The 15,356-nt window shown below is 61.4% G+C and carries 14 protein-coding genes, 1 tRNA gene and 1 pseudogene; 7 read left to right on the forward strand and 9 right to left on the reverse strand.

Annotation, left to right across the window (positions count from 1 at the left end):
* Nucleotides 1–32: 32 nt before the first annotated feature.
* The 3 genes from ACMGFL_RS06795 to ACMGFL_RS06805 form a co-directional block, all read right to left on the reverse strand.
* A complete protein-coding gene (locus ACMGFL_RS06795) occupies nt 33–470 on the reverse strand; it encodes a YybH family protein (RefSeq protein ID WP_436934780.1) in 438 nt (145 codons plus the stop codon).
* 455 nt (nt 471–925) lie between these two features.
* Complete coding sequence (locus tag ACMGFL_RS06800; RefSeq protein WP_436934781.1) at nt 926–1,993, reverse strand: methyltransferase; 1,068 nt, start codon at nt 1,991–1,993, stop codon at nt 926–928.
* Nucleotides 1,994–2,304: 311 nt separating this feature from the next.
* Complete coding sequence (locus ACMGFL_RS06805) at nt 2,305–3,795, reverse strand: DUF7351 domain-containing protein (RefSeq protein WP_436934782.1); 1,491 nt, start codon at nt 3,793–3,795, stop codon at nt 2,305–2,307.
* Nucleotides 3,796–3,895: 100 nt separating this feature from the next.
* Here ACMGFL_RS06805 and ACMGFL_RS06810 point away from each other — a divergent pair.
* Nucleotides 3,896–4,187 (forward strand): annotated as a pseudogene (locus tag ACMGFL_RS06810) (hypothetical protein); the annotation flags it as partial.
* 30 nt (nt 4,188–4,217) lie between these two features.
* Here the strand turns inward: ACMGFL_RS06810 and ACMGFL_RS06815 are convergent.
* The 3 genes from ACMGFL_RS06815 to ACMGFL_RS06825 all read right to left on the reverse strand — a co-directional run bounded on the left by ACMGFL_RS06815 (nt 4,218) and on the right by ACMGFL_RS06825 (nt 5,829).
* Nucleotides 4,218–4,487: a hypothetical protein gene (locus ACMGFL_RS06815; RefSeq protein ID WP_436934783.1), complete on the reverse strand. Its 270-nt coding sequence runs from the start codon at nt 4,485–4,487 to the stop codon at nt 4,218–4,220.
* A gap of 345 nt (nt 4,488–4,832) precedes the next feature.
* Nucleotides 4,833–5,387 carry a class I SAM-dependent methyltransferase gene (locus tag ACMGFL_RS06820; RefSeq protein WP_436934784.1) on the reverse strand — a complete coding sequence of 185 codons (555 nt, stop codon included), beginning with the start codon at nt 5,385–5,387 and terminating at the stop codon, nt 4,833–4,835.
* 1 nt (nt 5,388) lies between these two features.
* Nucleotides 5,389–5,829 (reverse strand): DUF302 domain-containing protein, encoded by a 441-nt coding sequence (locus ACMGFL_RS06825; RefSeq protein ID WP_436934785.1) that lies wholly within the window; start codon nt 5,827–5,829, stop codon nt 5,389–5,391.
* 220 nt (nt 5,830–6,049) lie between these two features.
* Here ACMGFL_RS06825 and ACMGFL_RS06830 point away from each other — a divergent pair, with 220 nt between their 5' ends.
* The 3 genes from ACMGFL_RS06830 to ACMGFL_RS06840 all read left to right on the forward strand — a co-directional run bounded on the left by ACMGFL_RS06830 (nt 6,050) and on the right by ACMGFL_RS06840 (nt 8,924).
* Entirely contained in the window at nt 6,050–7,402 is a 1,353-nt protein-coding gene (locus ACMGFL_RS06830) for an FAD-dependent oxidoreductase (protein WP_436934786.1), read from the forward strand.
* Nucleotides 7,392–8,642, forward strand: a complete 1,251-nt coding sequence (locus ACMGFL_RS06835; protein ID WP_436934787.1) for a M20 family metallopeptidase — start codon at nt 7,392–7,394, stop codon at nt 8,640–8,642. The genes ACMGFL_RS06830 and ACMGFL_RS06835 overlap by 11 nt, the downstream gene beginning before the upstream one ends.
* 72 nt (nt 8,643–8,714) lie before the next feature.
* A complete protein-coding gene (locus ACMGFL_RS06840; protein ID WP_436934788.1) occupies nt 8,715–8,924 on the forward strand; it encodes a YgaP-like transmembrane domain in 210 nt (69 codons plus the stop codon).
* A gap of 331 nt (nt 8,925–9,255) precedes the next feature.
* Here ACMGFL_RS06840 and ACMGFL_RS06845 read toward each other — a convergent pair.
* The 3 genes from ACMGFL_RS06845 to ACMGFL_RS06855 form a co-directional block, all read right to left on the reverse strand.
* A tRNA-Met gene (locus tag ACMGFL_RS06845) sits at nt 9,256–9,330 on the reverse strand.
* Nucleotides 9,331–9,398: 68 nt separating this feature from the next.
* Nucleotides 9,399–9,866, reverse strand: a complete 468-nt coding sequence (locus ACMGFL_RS06850; RefSeq protein WP_436934789.1) for a GtrA family protein — start codon at nt 9,864–9,866, stop codon at nt 9,399–9,401.
* A gap of 37 nt (nt 9,867–9,903) precedes the next feature.
* Complete coding sequence (locus ACMGFL_RS06855) at nt 9,904–10,665, reverse strand: glycosyltransferase (RefSeq protein WP_436934790.1); 762 nt, start codon at nt 10,663–10,665, stop codon at nt 9,904–9,906.
* 122 nt (nt 10,666–10,787) lie between these two features.
* Here ACMGFL_RS06855 and ACMGFL_RS06860 point away from each other — a divergent pair, with 122 nt between their 5' ends.
* The 3 genes from ACMGFL_RS06860 to ACMGFL_RS06870 all read left to right on the forward strand — a co-directional run bounded on the left by ACMGFL_RS06860 (nt 10,788) and on the right by ACMGFL_RS06870 (nt 15,319).
* Nucleotides 10,788–13,064, forward strand: a complete 2,277-nt coding sequence (locus ACMGFL_RS06860; RefSeq protein WP_436934791.1) for a DUF2298 domain-containing protein — start codon at nt 10,788–10,790, stop codon at nt 13,062–13,064.
* Nucleotides 13,065–13,150: 86 nt separating this feature from the next.
* Complete coding sequence (locus ACMGFL_RS06865; protein WP_436934792.1) at nt 13,151–13,885, forward strand: ABC transporter ATP-binding protein; 735 nt, start codon at nt 13,151–13,153, stop codon at nt 13,883–13,885.
* Entirely contained in the window at nt 13,886–15,319 is a 1,434-nt protein-coding gene (locus tag ACMGFL_RS06870; RefSeq protein ID WP_436934793.1) for a hypothetical protein, read from the forward strand.
* Nucleotides 15,320–15,356: the final 37 nt, after the last annotated feature.

Raw genomic sequence — 15,356 nt, forward strand, 5'->3', positions numbered from 1 at the left:
TGTATCTCCATCGCTACATTCTCGTCGGTCGTTCAGGCACCCATGTTCTCGATCATCTCGGCGAACTCGGCGTGGAGATCGGCGTGGTGGTGGACGACCTTCCACTCGCCGTTCTCCTTCCGGTAGACGTTGGTCGCCCGACCCTCCAGGGAGAGCTGATCACCCGCAATGGTCATCGACGCCGACTCGGTGCAGAGTTCGTATGCAAGGTCGCCAGTGACGCGGATGAGCTGGTCCGCGCGGGTGACCTCCCCACCCTCACTCATCGATGCGACGCCCTCCCAGGATCCTTTGACGGCGTCCCAGCCCTCCTCCCGTCCACCGATGGGGTGCATGGTCGTCACTTCGTCCTCGTGTGACCAGACATCCGCCATGGCACTGGCATCGCCGTTCGCCATCTCGTCCAGTGCACTGTAGAACCTGTCGGATGCGTCTCGGACGGCGTCTGCTTCGGTATGTGATTGACTCATGTGCTGTGTCTCTCTACGCTCACACAGGACGCCCACCCATGTGAACTGGTAGCATTTTCACGCTAGGATGGTATTACGAACAAGTGAGTGACACACGACCAATTAGACAGGACGCGTGTTGCATACGCGCACTGCACCATTGCACCGAAAGTGCAGACCCCTCGATTAGGTGTCAGAATAGGCGATTTTGAGACGGTTGATTTCGGCCGCCTCACGCTTCGAAGGTCGATTCGTTCGACTAGCGAACCGGAGCCTGGAGCGCCCATATACTTTCGGCAGGATAATCGCAAGACAGCGTTGATATTATCGATCGAACGACCGGGGTGGGATGCCTTCGTTCGATAATCGAACGTCGGGTACTCAATCGATGGGGTTCGCGTACAGCCAAACTGATCGGAATGGAGAAAATCAATCGCTTGTTGAAATTTGCCTGATGGTGATTGTAGAGAGAGGATTCAGCGCTTGTGTGCAATCCCCATGCTCGTTGGCCCATTCAAATGCTGAACCTGGACATCCTCGAATCCCGCCTCTTCCGCCCACGACACGAACTGTTGTCCGGTGTAGTCGAAGGCATCACCGTAGTACACGAGCATGTTCAGCGACATCATCAGACCCATGGTGTTCGCTTTGCGCTCGTCGTCGATGATGTGGTCGATAGCGACGAACGTTCCGCCCGGGTTGACGGCGTCGTAGAATTTCTCCATGAGCGTCCTCTTCGTCTCCAGATTCTCCTGATGGAGTATCAGACTCGCTGTCACGAGGTCCGCGTCAGGGATGGGATCTGTATTGTAGTCGCTACTGACAGCGTCGATCCGGTCCTCGAGACCATCGGCTCGGATGCGCTCGCGGGCCAGTTCAGTTACCTCCGGCAGGTCCGTCGTGGTGATCGAAAGGTGGGATTCGCGTCGGGCCACGATCCGAGAGAGGTCGGCGAGGGCACCACCCACGTCCGTCATCGAGTCGTATTCCGAGAACTCGAACTGCTCGGCGAACGCGACGAAGTTCCCCTTCGATAAACCGGCCATCCCCTCGGCGAATGCCTCCAGTTCTATTGGATCGTCGTACATCTCCTCCCACAACGGGTCGCCCGTCTCGTCGATGACGCCCTGTGGTTCGCCCGTCTGCAAGCTATCTTCGAGACCGCTCCACACGTCGTAGATCTGTTGGTTGAAGATATCGATCGCGCCACCGATGTAGCGTGGGTCGTCTTTGTTCAGAAATGCGGCCGTCTCCGGTGTGTTCCGGTACCGGGGGCCGTCGCCGTCGTCATCACGTTCGAGGAACCCGAGCGACACGAGCGTGTCGAGAAAATCCCTGGTCGCCCGTGGATGCAGATCGAGTTCCCGTTCGATCTCGGTGGCTCGGAGTTCTCCGCCCCCGAGAAGGGTGAACAGTTCGAGATCAACTGCTGCACCCAACACTTTCGTCCCCCAAACCCCCGTCGCCACCTGCATGATGTGTTCTGGGTTCGGTTCGCTTTCTTCGGGTGTGTGTTCTCCCTGGTCTGGTGTGGTTTCTGCCATGCGTATTCACCGTGTAGTCGGGTCTCGTCTGTTGTGCGTCTGCTGGACCGCCAGTCGTTCACGGAATGGGTAGCGGGCAGCGGCAACGGCACGCGTGCCCTCACGACTAAGTACTAATACCACCTGGCGGGCCAAAAGTGTAATCTGCATTGACTTTAAGTAAGTAACATGTCTTCCTAATCCATCTCGGACGCCGACACTCGCCGCCGCAGCCGCGTTAGGTCACGGCGTGGTTCCGACAATCATCGGAGAGGGGGTCAGAAGGTTCAATCAGGTCATATGTAGTACTCGGGACTTGGACGAAATCCCACTCAGACCAAATTCGGCTGCGTTACGGCCGTCGCGACGGACGAGGCGGGCCCTTCGTTATCCTGGACTTCGTGGACGAACGTCAGGACAGCTTTGTAAGACCGACCGAGTTGTTGCGCTATCTGTGTCGTCTCCGTTGCGTCTCTCTCCCGGATAATATAGGCCATCTCTGAAATGCCAAGCTGATGGCTAGCAAACAGCGTCCCGGTCAGGTCGTTGAATTTACGATTGCAAGTGTGGCATTTGTAGCGTTGCGCGTCCTTGCTCGTTGTTCCTTTCTTGATCACGTCCACACTGCCACAGTTCGGGCACTGGACCCCATCTGGCCAGCGAGCGCCACGGAGCGCCTGCAGGCAGTCCTCTGTGTCTGGAAGAGTGACCGACGTATCGCTCTCCTGTCTGTCTGCAGATGAACAGTCTGGAGAGGCATCACCGCCAACTCGCTTTCTCGTCTCCTCGGGAGAGTCTCGGTCGGTCTCGTCGTCACGGACGACATCGACGACAGTGAGGTTCCCGTCGAGGGTGAGGTAAAGTTCCGCGCCATCACACGTGACTGTCACGCGAATCCGAACCGGATCGGTGGACACGAGCGTCTGTTCTTTCTTGAGGCGCTCAAACAACCTGCCGCAGACTTCGGGGTCGTCGAGACCATAGGTCATGTCGAATCCATGCTCGTGGTAGAATGCGACGACTGCAGGATGGTCGAAGAGAGCCACCCAGGCCGGATAGGACGCGCTGTGCTTGCAGACTGAGCATACGTAACTGACCCGGGCTTCGTTCCAGCCACCACGCATCGACGTGCCACAATTTGGACAGAGTTCCCCCGCCGGAGCGTCGTGAGCGTCACAGATTTCCAGTGACTCTTGGATCGGGCCTGAACATTCCGGGCAGATACCCCGGATGAGTAACTTGACGCCTTGAAGATATGCGATAGTTCCTGCCACGAAGACTTCCTCGGGTGTTCGGTGGGACAAGCCAGCGGGATCGAAATCGTCGTACACGATGAGCGTTCCCTCGGGTGCCTGTTCGGAAGACTCGGGGCCGAGATTCCCCTCGCACTCCGTACAGATCTGGTAGAGTCGTTCGTCTTCGTAACTGAGTGCCACTGGAGCACCACAGTGGTAGCAGGATCGAGGGATCTCGGTTGGCGGGAGGCGGCGCGTTTCGAGACCCGATCCCGCGATAACTGCCCGGACGATCTTGAGTCCGGAGTTTCGGAGGCGGTAGCCATCGTCGGTCTCCGCAACGTAGTGGCCGACCAACTTGTCGAGGTGATAGCTGAAATTGCCGCTGTCGCGCACGCCGACACGATCCAGCAGTTGTGAAAACGAAACTGCGTTGTTCTCGGCGCGGGGATCGTAGACCTCCCACAGTGCCAGCAGGATGGCCAATCGATTCTCGTCGCTCAACAGTTTGAACGCCTCGGTTACGTGGGTTTCAGCGCCCCTGCCCACTAACTCGAGCGGAGACACGGATGTGTTCGAATTGGCCATGTGGATGTTTACCACGAACCGGGTCAAAAACTGTGGGGCGATTGCGGTAGATATGCCTCGTGTCCAGAAAGGATCTGACACCCTCTGCAACATTCGTCACGATCACGAGGAGGCGGTTCGTCACGGGGACACACTGACGTGTCCGTGTGGGTTCGGGGGCACGCCGACCGCACAGCGTCAGAGACGTTCCTTCGAGAAAACAGCGATTGCGAAGTCAGGCCGATGGCACGGCCCGTGTCCTCGGAAACCGACGGTTTCCGGGATGCTGAAAACGCGCAGCGTTTTCAAGCACGGTTCGAGTGGGACGACCACAACTGGTCAGAGAAACACACCCTCACGAAAGTCCCAAACAAGTGCGTACGAACCCGCAAGTTGCCTCCGTGGGTCGGTAGACAAACCCCTAACGGAGGAATCCTCGCGCTTTAGCGCGGGGAGGATGTCAAGACCAGAACCCGGTGTATCCCTTCGATTTCGACGGCAGTCGAGAAGCCCAACAGGAACTCGACGGCAGCCGAGAAGCCCAACAGGAACACGAAGTTGAGATAATAGAAGACGACCGCAACGAGATACACGGCGAGTTTGGTACGGAACGACACGATCGTCATGAAACTGTCTTCGAGTTCCGTCGCTCGTTCGTTATCTCGTTGCGGAATCTCCAGTGCGCTCACGGCGTGTGCATATTGGTTTCGCATCCATCGAACTCCGACGACGGCCAGAATCGCCCCAATCGCTATGAAGATGCGACCGGGATCGGTGACTCTCGAGTTCTTGTCTGCGATAGCGTAGTTGTACGTATCCAGAATACCGATCTGGAGAAATAGCACCGTGAATACGAGCAGATCTGACGAGGGAATGTCTTGAGACAGTTTTTTCGCGAGGCGATCGAATCCGAAAACGGTAGCGATACGCTCGATCAACAGGTCTTCCCGTACCGGTCAACCGTGCTAGACTCCATAGTTGGTACTTAGAACCGATCCTAAAAAGTATCAGGCGCATCTCGGCGCTTGACTCGTGTCTGTGGTCTGCTATCGAAGCAGTCAGACGGTGACGACTAGGAAGAATGTCTCCGGTCGGACGGCCTCGTGACCGATCGAAAACCCATGGGAGCGCAGCATCTCCACTGCATCTTCGGCCGTGTAGCGCTCGGACAGCGGCGGTCCACTCTCGCCCTCGCCTGTCGCCGCCCAGTCGGCAATAACGAGTCTGCTTCCCGGCGCGAGAACGCGGTTGACCTCCGCGATAGCCTCGTCGCTCGCAAACTCGTGATAGGTCATCGTCGAGAACGCGGCGTCGAGCTGGTCGGTCTCGAAGGGGAGTTCCTCGACCCCGCTCGTGACGAGTTCGACGGACTCGGGGAGCCCCTTCGCTCGGTAGTACTCGTGCATCGCCTCCTGAATGTCGACGGCGTAGACCGTCTCTGCGTGTGTTGCCACGTCGTCCGTGTAGAATCCGGTTCCACTTCCCAGGTCGGCGACGGTCGCCGCGCCGTCAAGGTCGAGCGCCCAGAGCAGTTCTTCGGCCGAGAGATATCTGTAGCGATCCGGCCGTTCCAAGTCGTCTGCCCGGTCAGCGTCGAAGGTATGATGTCCCATGTTAGAGGTTCTCGAAGGCCTCGTCGACGAGCGCACCAGTCTCCGCGACGATACCGGCCATCGCCTCGTCGTCGGGTGCCATCCCGACGAGACGCGCGATGCGCATGATCGAGACGTGATAGACGCGCTGTCGGTTCGGCGCTTCCTGCCAGACGACGACGTTGCACGGCATCAGCGCGCCGAGTTTGTTGTCCGTCGCGTCGAGTGCGCGCTCTGCTACTTCTGGATTACAGGCACCGAGTACGTAGTACGGATCCCTGTCTGCGTCGATCTTCTCGTTGAGCATCTCCGAGGGCGAGAACTCGACGGGGATGCCGAAGCCAGCGTCGGTGAACACTTCACGAACGTGTTCGATTGCCCCCTCGTGACTCATTTCGAGGGTCGTCTGGGCCTCTCCGATGTCGTCCGGGTGGATCTGCGACGGATCGATTGGGAGCGTCATTCGTGTTCAATATTGTGTGCACCAAGAAAAGCACTTTCGACAGCAACGCCGCTGACAGCAACTGGGATCGACGTCCGCATCAAGGAACGCACTACAGTCTGAACACCAACCATGCAACACGAGCAGCGTCGTCCTCACCTTGGCACGAGCAGAGAACGCTGCCCTACAGTATTGTATTCACCAGGCAATACTTTTGGTGTTACCACTCGAACGATCACGTATGAGCGACACGTTCGTAATCATCGGCGGTGACGCGGCGGGAATGAGCGCTGCAAGCAAGGCGAAGCGAGAGTGGCCGGAGATGGACGTGATCGTCTTCGAGAAGGGGCAGTGGGTCTCCTACGGCGCCTGCGGAATGCCATACTACGTCAAGGGAGACGTCGGCTCCCTGGAGGACCTGGTTGCGGTTTCGCCCGAGGACTTCCGCGAGAAGCGCGATATCGACTTGCGTACGGGTCACGAGGTGGTGGCGATCAATCCCGACGCACAGCGTGTCACGGTAGCTGACGGGAGTCTCACCTTCGATCAGCCCTACGACCACCTGCTCGTCGCCACTGGCGCATCGGCGATCGAACCGCCATTCGAGGGCATGGATCTGGATGGGGTGTTCACGATCCACGACATGGACGAGGCGGCCGCGATCAAGACGTACGTCGACGCCCACTCACCACAGACGGCGGCGATCATCGGCGGCGGCTACGTGGGCATCGAGATGGCCGAGGCACTCGCTGCACACGACTGTGACGTTCACCTCTACGAGATGCTCCCGCACGTCCTCCAGCCGTTCGGCGAAACAGTCGCCGAGCGCGTCGAAGAACACCTGCAAGCGCAGGGCGTCACCCTTCATCTCGAAACGGAAATTTCGGGATTCACCGGCGACGAACACGTTGAGTCCGTTCACTTCGAGGGTGAGTCCAACCCCGCCGACATCGCTATCGTGGGCGTCGGCGTCGAGCCAAACGTCGACATCGCCGCCAACGCTGGCCTCGAACTCGGTCCGACAGGTGCAATCGCCACCGACGAGTACGGCCGAACGAACGACGAGAACATCTATGCCGCCGGGGACTGCGCCGAAGCACGACACGTCGTCACTGGTGAACCGGATCACGTGCCGCTAGCGTTGACAGCGAATCGCGCTGGCCGTGCGGTGGGACAGACGGTTGCAGGGTCGCCGACACGTACCGGAGCGACCGCTGGAACGGCCATCGTCAAGGCGTTCGAGTTCGGTGCCGCCAGGACTGGTCTCGTGGACGAGTCACGCGCACTGGAGGCTGAATTCGATCCTGTCGCTGTCACGATTTCCGCTCCGACGCGGGCACACTACTACCCTGGCGGCACCGAAATCACGGTTACGCTGCTCGCTGACCGGGGAACGGGCCGCCTTCTGGGTGGGACGCTCGTCGGTAGCGAGGGTATCAAGCGAGTCGACACCATCGCAACCGCACTGCACGCGGAGTTGACCACGCAGGAACTGCAAAACGCCGACCTCGCGTACGCCCCGCCGTTTAGCCCCACGTGGGATCCCGTACTCACTGCGGCAAAAGTGCTGGAGGGGAAGAGACGTGACGAGTGACGCACGAACTCCCGACGAGTACGTCGAGAGTCATCGCGAGGAGTTGGTAGACCTCACGCTCGACCTCCTCTCGGTCGATACGTCGAATCCACCCGGAGAGACCAGCGAAGCGCTGTCCCTGATCGACGAGGCGCTCGCTCCGCTTTCCGTCGAGACTGAGCGGGTCGTTGCTGACCCCGCCAAGCCGAACCTCCTCGTTCGGATCCCCGGCGAGAGTGACCGGCGGCTCCTGTACGTCGGCCATCTGGATACCGTGCCGTTCGACGCCGATGTGTGGTCGCACGATCCCCTCGGCCAGCGCGTCGACGACCGCATCTACGGGCGGGGAGCGACCGATATGAAAGGACAGATTGCGGCGATGCTCCAGACGATCCGAGCGTTCAGCAACACCGAGACTGAACCGCCGTGGAACCTCACCTTCGCGTTCGTCAGCGACGAAGAGGTAGGCGGCGACGCCGGACTGCCAACGGTGCTCGACCGCGACAAAATCGACGGCGATGCCTGTGTGATCGGCGAACCGACCTGCGAGACCGGTCGTTATTCGGTGACAGTTGCCGACCGGGGAAGCATCTGGGTGACGCTTGCGGCCAGCGGCGAAGCAGCGCACGGATCACGACCGATACTGGGCGAGAACGCCATCGACAGGCTCTACGAAGCGGTACAGACACTACGTCGCCGCTTCGGATCGTGTGAGTTCACCGTCGACGCCTCGATGGAGGCGATCTTGGACGAATCGGTTGCGTACTACGCACCGACGATAGGCGAAGCGGCCGCCCGTGACCTCTTTCGCACCCCCTCGATCAATCTCGGAACCATCGAAGGCGGGGACGCCATCAACAGCGTTCCCCAATCCGCCACCGCAGCAATCGATATCCGACTCACTGCAGGCGTCGAGACATCGGAGGTCCTCTCTGATATCCGTGACTGCGTGGCGGACTGTGAGGGGATTACGATCGCAGACGTTGCATGGAGCGTCGGCACCGCAGAGCCGATCGAGAGTCCACTCGTCGAGGCTGTCTCGACAGCCGCAGAGCGCGTGTCTGGCGACCGCGTTTTCCGTCGCAGCGCGACGGGCGGTGGGGACGCGAAGCGACTCAGAAACGCGGGTATCCCCACGGTCGAATTTGCCTTCGGCACCGACACCGTACACGCTGTCGACGAATACACGACCCTCGATGCACTCACGAACAACGCAGTCGTCTACACACAACTCCCCGAACGGTTGGCATCTCCCACGTAGAATTGCTCCGTCTCACATACGCCTCCGTAGAACGGAGGAACGTTTATACCTTTGTCGTGTGTAGAAATGGGTATGAAGTCCAATATTGGTCCGACAGACCGAACCGTCAGACTCGCGCTCGGCGCACTACTGGTCGTGCTTGGTCTTGTCGTCGTGGCTGGAATCGCCCCCGGCGGCCCAGTCGTCGGCGCGCTCGCGCTACTCGTCGGTGTGGTTCTCGTCGGGACCGCGCTGACTCGGATGTGTCTCGTCTATCGACTCGTTGGCGTCGACACGTCGTGAGGAGCGGTTCCTGATTGGTCTCCGCGATGACGTTCCGTGAGAATAGCGGGAGGTGGAATTTGAACTACGCCGAGACGGTCGCTCCCGCTGGTCGCGCTGCGTCTCGTCTCATTCAAATCCAGCCACGATTTATGCGTCTCACATGTGACTCGCACACGCTACGCGGTGCTCGTCACGTAGTTCGACGCGAAAAGTAGCGGGAGGTGGATTTGAACCACGTCCAGACGTGCTCGCTTCGCTGCGCGCGTCTGCCCTCGTTCAAATCCACAGAGACGATACACACTTCACTGATATCGCGGAGATAAACCTCCGCGATGAAGTTCAGTGAGAATAGCGGGAGGTGGATTTGAACCACCGGTCTGCGGGTTATGAGCCCGCCGGAATCTCCTGGCTATCCCATCCCGCTATCATCTGGTAATCCGGTCCCCTCATTAAGGGTTGTGATTCGAGTGCCATCCGTGAGTTAGTAACGCACTACTCGCCACCGTCCACGTGGACCTGCCAGGTGAAAATGCTCTCTGCGACGTAGTTGACGATCATCGCCACGCCGATGGCCACCGGACTCGCAGCGATGAACCACAGATCCGTCCCGCCGACGACGAGTTCGTAGGTCAGCCGCTGGGTCAGAAACCAGTAGACGACAAGCTGGACCGCAACGCCGCCCGAGCGGACGAGATGTGATTTGCCCAGTCGCGTGAAAAAGGAGCGACGACCGGCCTTGCCCTGGCCAGCGAACGTCCAGTGTTCGTTGACGAGAAACATCACGACGATAGCCGTTTCGACGCCAGCGGCCTTGGCCCACATGTCGCTCACGCCGAAGACCAGTCCAAGCACAGCAAGGACGGTGTTGTCGCTGATAGCGCCGACAATACCGACCGAGACGAATTTCCCAAAGCGAACCCGGGACCGTAGTGCGTCGACGCGACTCGATTCCCCGCTCATCGCTGGCTGGTGCTCTCTAGATGGCGAACGGTCGCTCTCATTTCTCCTCGACGAGTGCTGCTGAATCCGTCCGATGCTGTGCAATCGCGGCGTGAAGACGGCTGTTGTGAAGCTGTTTCGCCCGATGTCTGGCGACGAACAGCGTCCGCATGAACCGCAGCGGCGTCCGAATCGTCGACACCGTCGACCCGGGCTGGTCGTGCCACGTGACCGGTACCTCCGCGACCCGCAAGTCGAGCGCCCCGGCGATGGCGATGAGTTCGATGTCCCACGCGAAGCCGGATTCGTACAGGTGCTCGCGGACGGCGTCCCACCCCTCGGCAGTGATCGCCTTCGCGCCACACTGGTAATCGTGAAGGTCTACGTCGAGAAACCGGCGTGCGAGCCACGCGAAGGTATCGCCCATGTACCGCCGGGCGACAGTCTGATGACTCTGGACGTCCGCATCCGGATGTCGCCGTGACCCAACTGCGAGGTCAGCCTCGCCCTCAGTAATCGCTTCGATGACGCCACGGAGCGACGCCGGTGGGGTCGCGCCATCAGCGTCCGCAAACGCGAGCACGTCGGTGTCGAGGGCCTCGAACCCGGCCGTTATCGCCGCGCCCTTGCCTCGTCTGTAGGGGACGGCACTGATCTGGGCCGGAAGTGACGCGATCTCGGCCGGAACGGACTCACAGCCGTCGAGTTCGATCCGGATGACCTCGGGGTCGAGTTCTTCGGCGATTCCGTGAACGTAGGCGTCGAGCTGGTCGATATCGGGGTCGTAGGCAGGAACGACCAGCCCGATGGAGGGTGCCATTAGTGGAAGGTTGGAAGGAGTCGATAAAAGTCCCGTGTTTCGCTCCGACTTCGGGTGGGTCAGCACTCGGCTGGCGACCGCAGACAACAAAACGTATAATCCAGGCCGCCGGGGTTCCGGTGATGGAAGTCGTCGCCGTCGGACTCTGGCTGCTCGCCTTCCTCGGGCTTGGGGCGCTCGCACTCCCGCTCGCCGCGTGGGTGCTCGGCGACCTCGACCACGCTGGCTTCGCAATCCCGATTGCCCTCGTCGTGCTCGCTATCGTCGGCCATCTCGTCGGACACGTGGCCTTCGTGCTCCCGGCCCTGATCGCCGGACTCGCCGCGGTCGGAGCGCTCTCGGCACTCGCCGCTCGGCGGACGGACTACGACTACGGCACGGACCTCCGGGAAAGCTGGGAATTCGCGCTGGTCTTCGTGGTCGCGTTCCTGCTTATCGTCCTCCTGCGTGCGCTCGATCCGGCCGCCGCTCCGCTCCCGCTGGCCATCGGCGAGAAGTTTCTCGATTTCGGTCTGCTGAACACGCTCGACCGCGCGGGACGGCTCCCGCCCGAGGACATGTGGTTCGCGGGCGAGTCGGTCAGGTATCACTACGGCGGGCACCTGATCACGACGCTGGTCGCGACCCTGACCGGGACAGAGCCAGCGCTCGCGTACAATCTCGGACTCGCTGGCTTTTACGCGACGCTCGTGACTGCCGCGTACGGACTCGCCGGGTCGATAGCGCGTCCCTACGATGTCTCCCAACGCATCGCCGCCGGACTCGGCGCATTTTTCGTCGGCCTCGCGGCCAATCTCGAACCGTTCGGACGCGTCCTCGTCTGGCTCGCACCCGACAGCGTCGCGGACACCATCGCAGGCTGGTTCAGTCTGGACGAGCGCGCGCTCGGGTGGTCGCCGGGGGACTTCGGCTACTTCGATGCGAGCAGAGTAATTCCGATCGATCCCACTGCGGGGGATTCCCCGGCAGCGGCCACCGAGTTTCCCCTCTTCGCGTGGCTCAACGGCGACCTGCACGCGCACATGATGGTCCAGCCGTTCATGCTACTCGCTGCGGGGGTGTTGCTCGCCGCGTGGCGCGGATCCACGACCCGGCGGCGACGGGTACTGTTCGGCGCGCTCGTTCCGGTCGTCGGCGTGATTGGTCTCGTCGACCTGTGGTCGTTTCCGGTCGTGCTCGGACTAACGGGGGTCGTCGTCTTCGCGCTCCCCGGCGAGCCACTCATTCCCTGGCCCGATGCCGTGAAGGCGGGCGGGCGGGTCGGTCGCGAACTGCAATCCCTGCTGACGGCGGTCTGTGTCGCGTTCGCCGTACTCGTCGGTGCGCTCGGGCTGACACTGCCGTACTGGCTGCTCGTGGTGGCTGGCGGCGCTGGCGGGTCGGTACAGTTCTGGGAGCCGTGGACGCCGCTGTCCCCGCTTCTGGTCGTCCATGGAGCCTTTCTGCTCGCAATCGGAGTTTTTCTCGCGCGGATGGTCACAACGCACGCACCGACAGTGCGCGAGCGGGCCGGACGCGTCTCGACGTCGCTCGTCTTCCTTCTCGGAGTAGCGGGCGTCGCAGTCACGGCCATACTCGGAGCGCCCGCACTCGGACTGGTTGCCCCCCTGCTGCTCGCGTGCTGGTGGCTCCTCCGCACCGTCGACGAACCGCCATTCGAACTCGCGCTGGTCGCGGCGGGAGCAGGACTGATTCTCCTCGTGGAACTGGTCACCATCGAGGGCGAGCGGTTCAACGTCATCTTCAAGCCCTACGTTCACGTCTGGCTGTTCTGGTCGGTAGCGACCGCGGTTGTCCTCCCGCGGTTGGCTGGCGCGACGCCGTCACCGCCGTCAGTCGATACCCGGCGACTCAGACAGCACGGGGCCATGATCGCTGTGCTGTTGGTGGTGGTGACAGGTGTGTACGCCGGACTCGCAGTTGCACACCATCTCGACGACGGCCCGCAGACGACCGGAAACGGGCCGACACTCGATGCGACGGCCTATCTCGAAAGCGAATATCCAGAGGAAGCCGAAGCGATCCGCTGGATCGACGAACGGGAGGGGCAACCCACACTGCTCACGGCGGCACCCGGAAGCTACTACTGGGATCCAGATGATGGCGAGGGGGCTACCGCGCCAGCGAGTCTCACTGGCGTGCCGACGGTGCTTGGCTGGTTCCACGAGCGGCAGTACCGCGGTGACGACCCCTACGAGACGCGCCTCGACGCGGTGGAGACGATGTACACCGGAAACGCGAGCCAGCAGACTGCTCTGTTCGATGAGTACGGCGTCGACTACGTGTACGTCGGCCCCGCCGAGCGCAATCGATATGGATCGATCACCGTTGGCGACCACGACACCGTGACCGTCGCACACAGAAGCGGGTCGGTGACAATCTACGAGGTATCCCGGTAATCGTCGGTCAATTTCGCGTCACCGTCCCACGTTGTCGCTGACACCGGAACTTATGGGACGGCAAAACTGAGTCACGAGTGTCTCAGATGGCTGCAATCCAGATCGATGGGCTTCGGAAGAACTACGGGGCAGTAACTGCGCTCGACGGACTCTCGCTCACGGTCGAGGCGGGGGAACTGTACGGGCTGCTCGGGCCGAACGGGGCCGGAAAGACAACGACGATGGAGGTTCTCACAGGGCAGATCGTCCCCGACAGGGGCTCCGTTGCGGTGCTCGATATCGACCCCGTCGCGGAACCGATTGCCGTCCGCAAACAGGTCGGAATCTTGCCGGAGAAGGAGTCACCGCCGAGCTTTCTCACGCCCCGCGAATACTTCGAGTTCGTCGGCGCGGTCCGCGAACTGCCCGACGAGACGGTCGACCGGCGTATCGAGACGTGGGCGAGCCGTCTGGGGTTTACCGAGAAGTTAGACACGCTCGCGACTGACCTCTCGCGCGGGCAACAGCAGAAGGTGATGATCGCCGGAACCTTCTTCCACGAACCGGCGCTCGTGTTCATCGACGAACCGCTCGCGAACCTCGATCCGATCGTACAGGAGCGCGTCAAGCGATTCCTCCGGGAGTATCAGGCGGCCGGGAACACGGTCCTCATCTCGACGCACAACGTCGACGTGGCCGCGGAACTGTGCTCTCGGGTCGGCATCGTCTCTGCCGGATCGGTCGTCGGCGACGTGCGACCCGCCGACATCGAGAACGACGAGACGCTTCTGGACGTGTTTCTAGAGCGCACGGACACCGACGTGGCGTGGGAGGACGGATAGATGGCCGGACAGAGCCGACGCATCTTCGTGGAGATGCTCCGCGAGGAGTGGCGACTGCACAGCCGACTGTTCAGTGGCCGTCGATTCGGGCTCTTTCCGGCCCTGATCGCCGTGTTCGTCGCCGGAGCCGTCCAGGTGCTCGTCACCACCGAGACAGCGTTCGAGACTATCTTCGTCGGGTTGCACGCGCTCGTGTTCGTCTTCGGACTGCACACGGGTTCGATCGGATTCGTCGGGCGTGACGCGGTGCAGAACCTCCTCGGTGACGTGACGCTGCTGGTCTTTTCGGCTCGGACGCTCCCGCTCTCACAGCGGCGATTGCTCGGTCTCTTCCTCGTCAAGGACGTCGTCTACTACGCGCTTCTGTTTCTGATCCCGATGGCACTCGGCGTGTTTCCCTCGGCGCTTGGCTCCTCGGCGTTCACGACTAGCGAGGCCGTCGGAACCGTCCTGTTGCTCTGGGTGACCCTCACGGGAACGTTCGTCCTCGGACTCGCAACGACGATTGCGGGGCTCGGTCTCACCGGACGCGGCCGCTGGGGGCAGGCGGCGTTTGCCGCGCTCGTCGCGGGCGGTGTCGGTGTGTGGATCAGCGACGTCTCGCTCGTCGCCGCCACGCCCTACGGGGCCTTTCGTTCGCTTACCCCCATGCGAGTCGGCGCTGCGCTCGCGCTCGTCGCGGCAGTCCTGCTGCTCGGTGCAGTCACGTTCGAGACGACGACTCGCAACGCCGTGCGAACCGTCGGCCCGTCCATGCGTGGCTGGGGGGAGCGGGTCGGCGACCCCGTCGCGACCAAGACACTGCTTGACGTGCACCGCAGTTCCGGTGGGTTCGGGAAGGTGCTCTTTTCGTCGGCGGTTCTGTTCGGCGTCACCGCTGTCCTCGTGGATCTGGCCGGGCAGATAACCGGCGTCTCCCCCTCGGTCGGCGTCTCCTTCGGAACCATCCTCGGCCTCTCGGGGTTCACGACGTACAACTGGCTCACCCAGTTCGACGATATCGAATCCTATCTCGCGCACCCGCTCTCAGTCGCCGACATCTTCCGCGCGAAGTTCCGCGCATTTCTGCTTCTGGGTCCGCTGGTCGGACTCGGGTACTACCTGCTCGCACTACTCTGGCACGGGAGTCGGCCTCTCGATGCCATCGTCGGAGCCGTCGTGCTCGTCGGCGTCGCCTGCTACATCTTTGGCGTGACGGTGTATCTCACCGGACTCTCACCGAACGAGTTTCTCTTCGATACGCTCCTGTTTGCGGCCTTCGGCGTCGCCGTCGTCGTCGCGCTCGTCCCCGTGCTCGTCGTCGGGTTCGCGCTCGCACCCATCTCCAGACCCTTGCTCGCCGCGCTATTCGCTGGCGGATTCGCACTCGGCGGCATCGGTGTCGCACTCTATCGGTTGGCGATCCCAAAGTGGACGACGCGCTATCGACAGTAACAGTCTACGAGAAGTCCCGAACAGTCACGGCGCATAC

Origin of the sequence: Halovenus marina, assembly GCF_051414115.1 — an archaeon.
GTDB classification, from domain to species: domain Archaea; phylum Halobacteriota; class Halobacteria; order Halobacteriales; family Haloarculaceae; genus Halovenus; species Halovenus marina.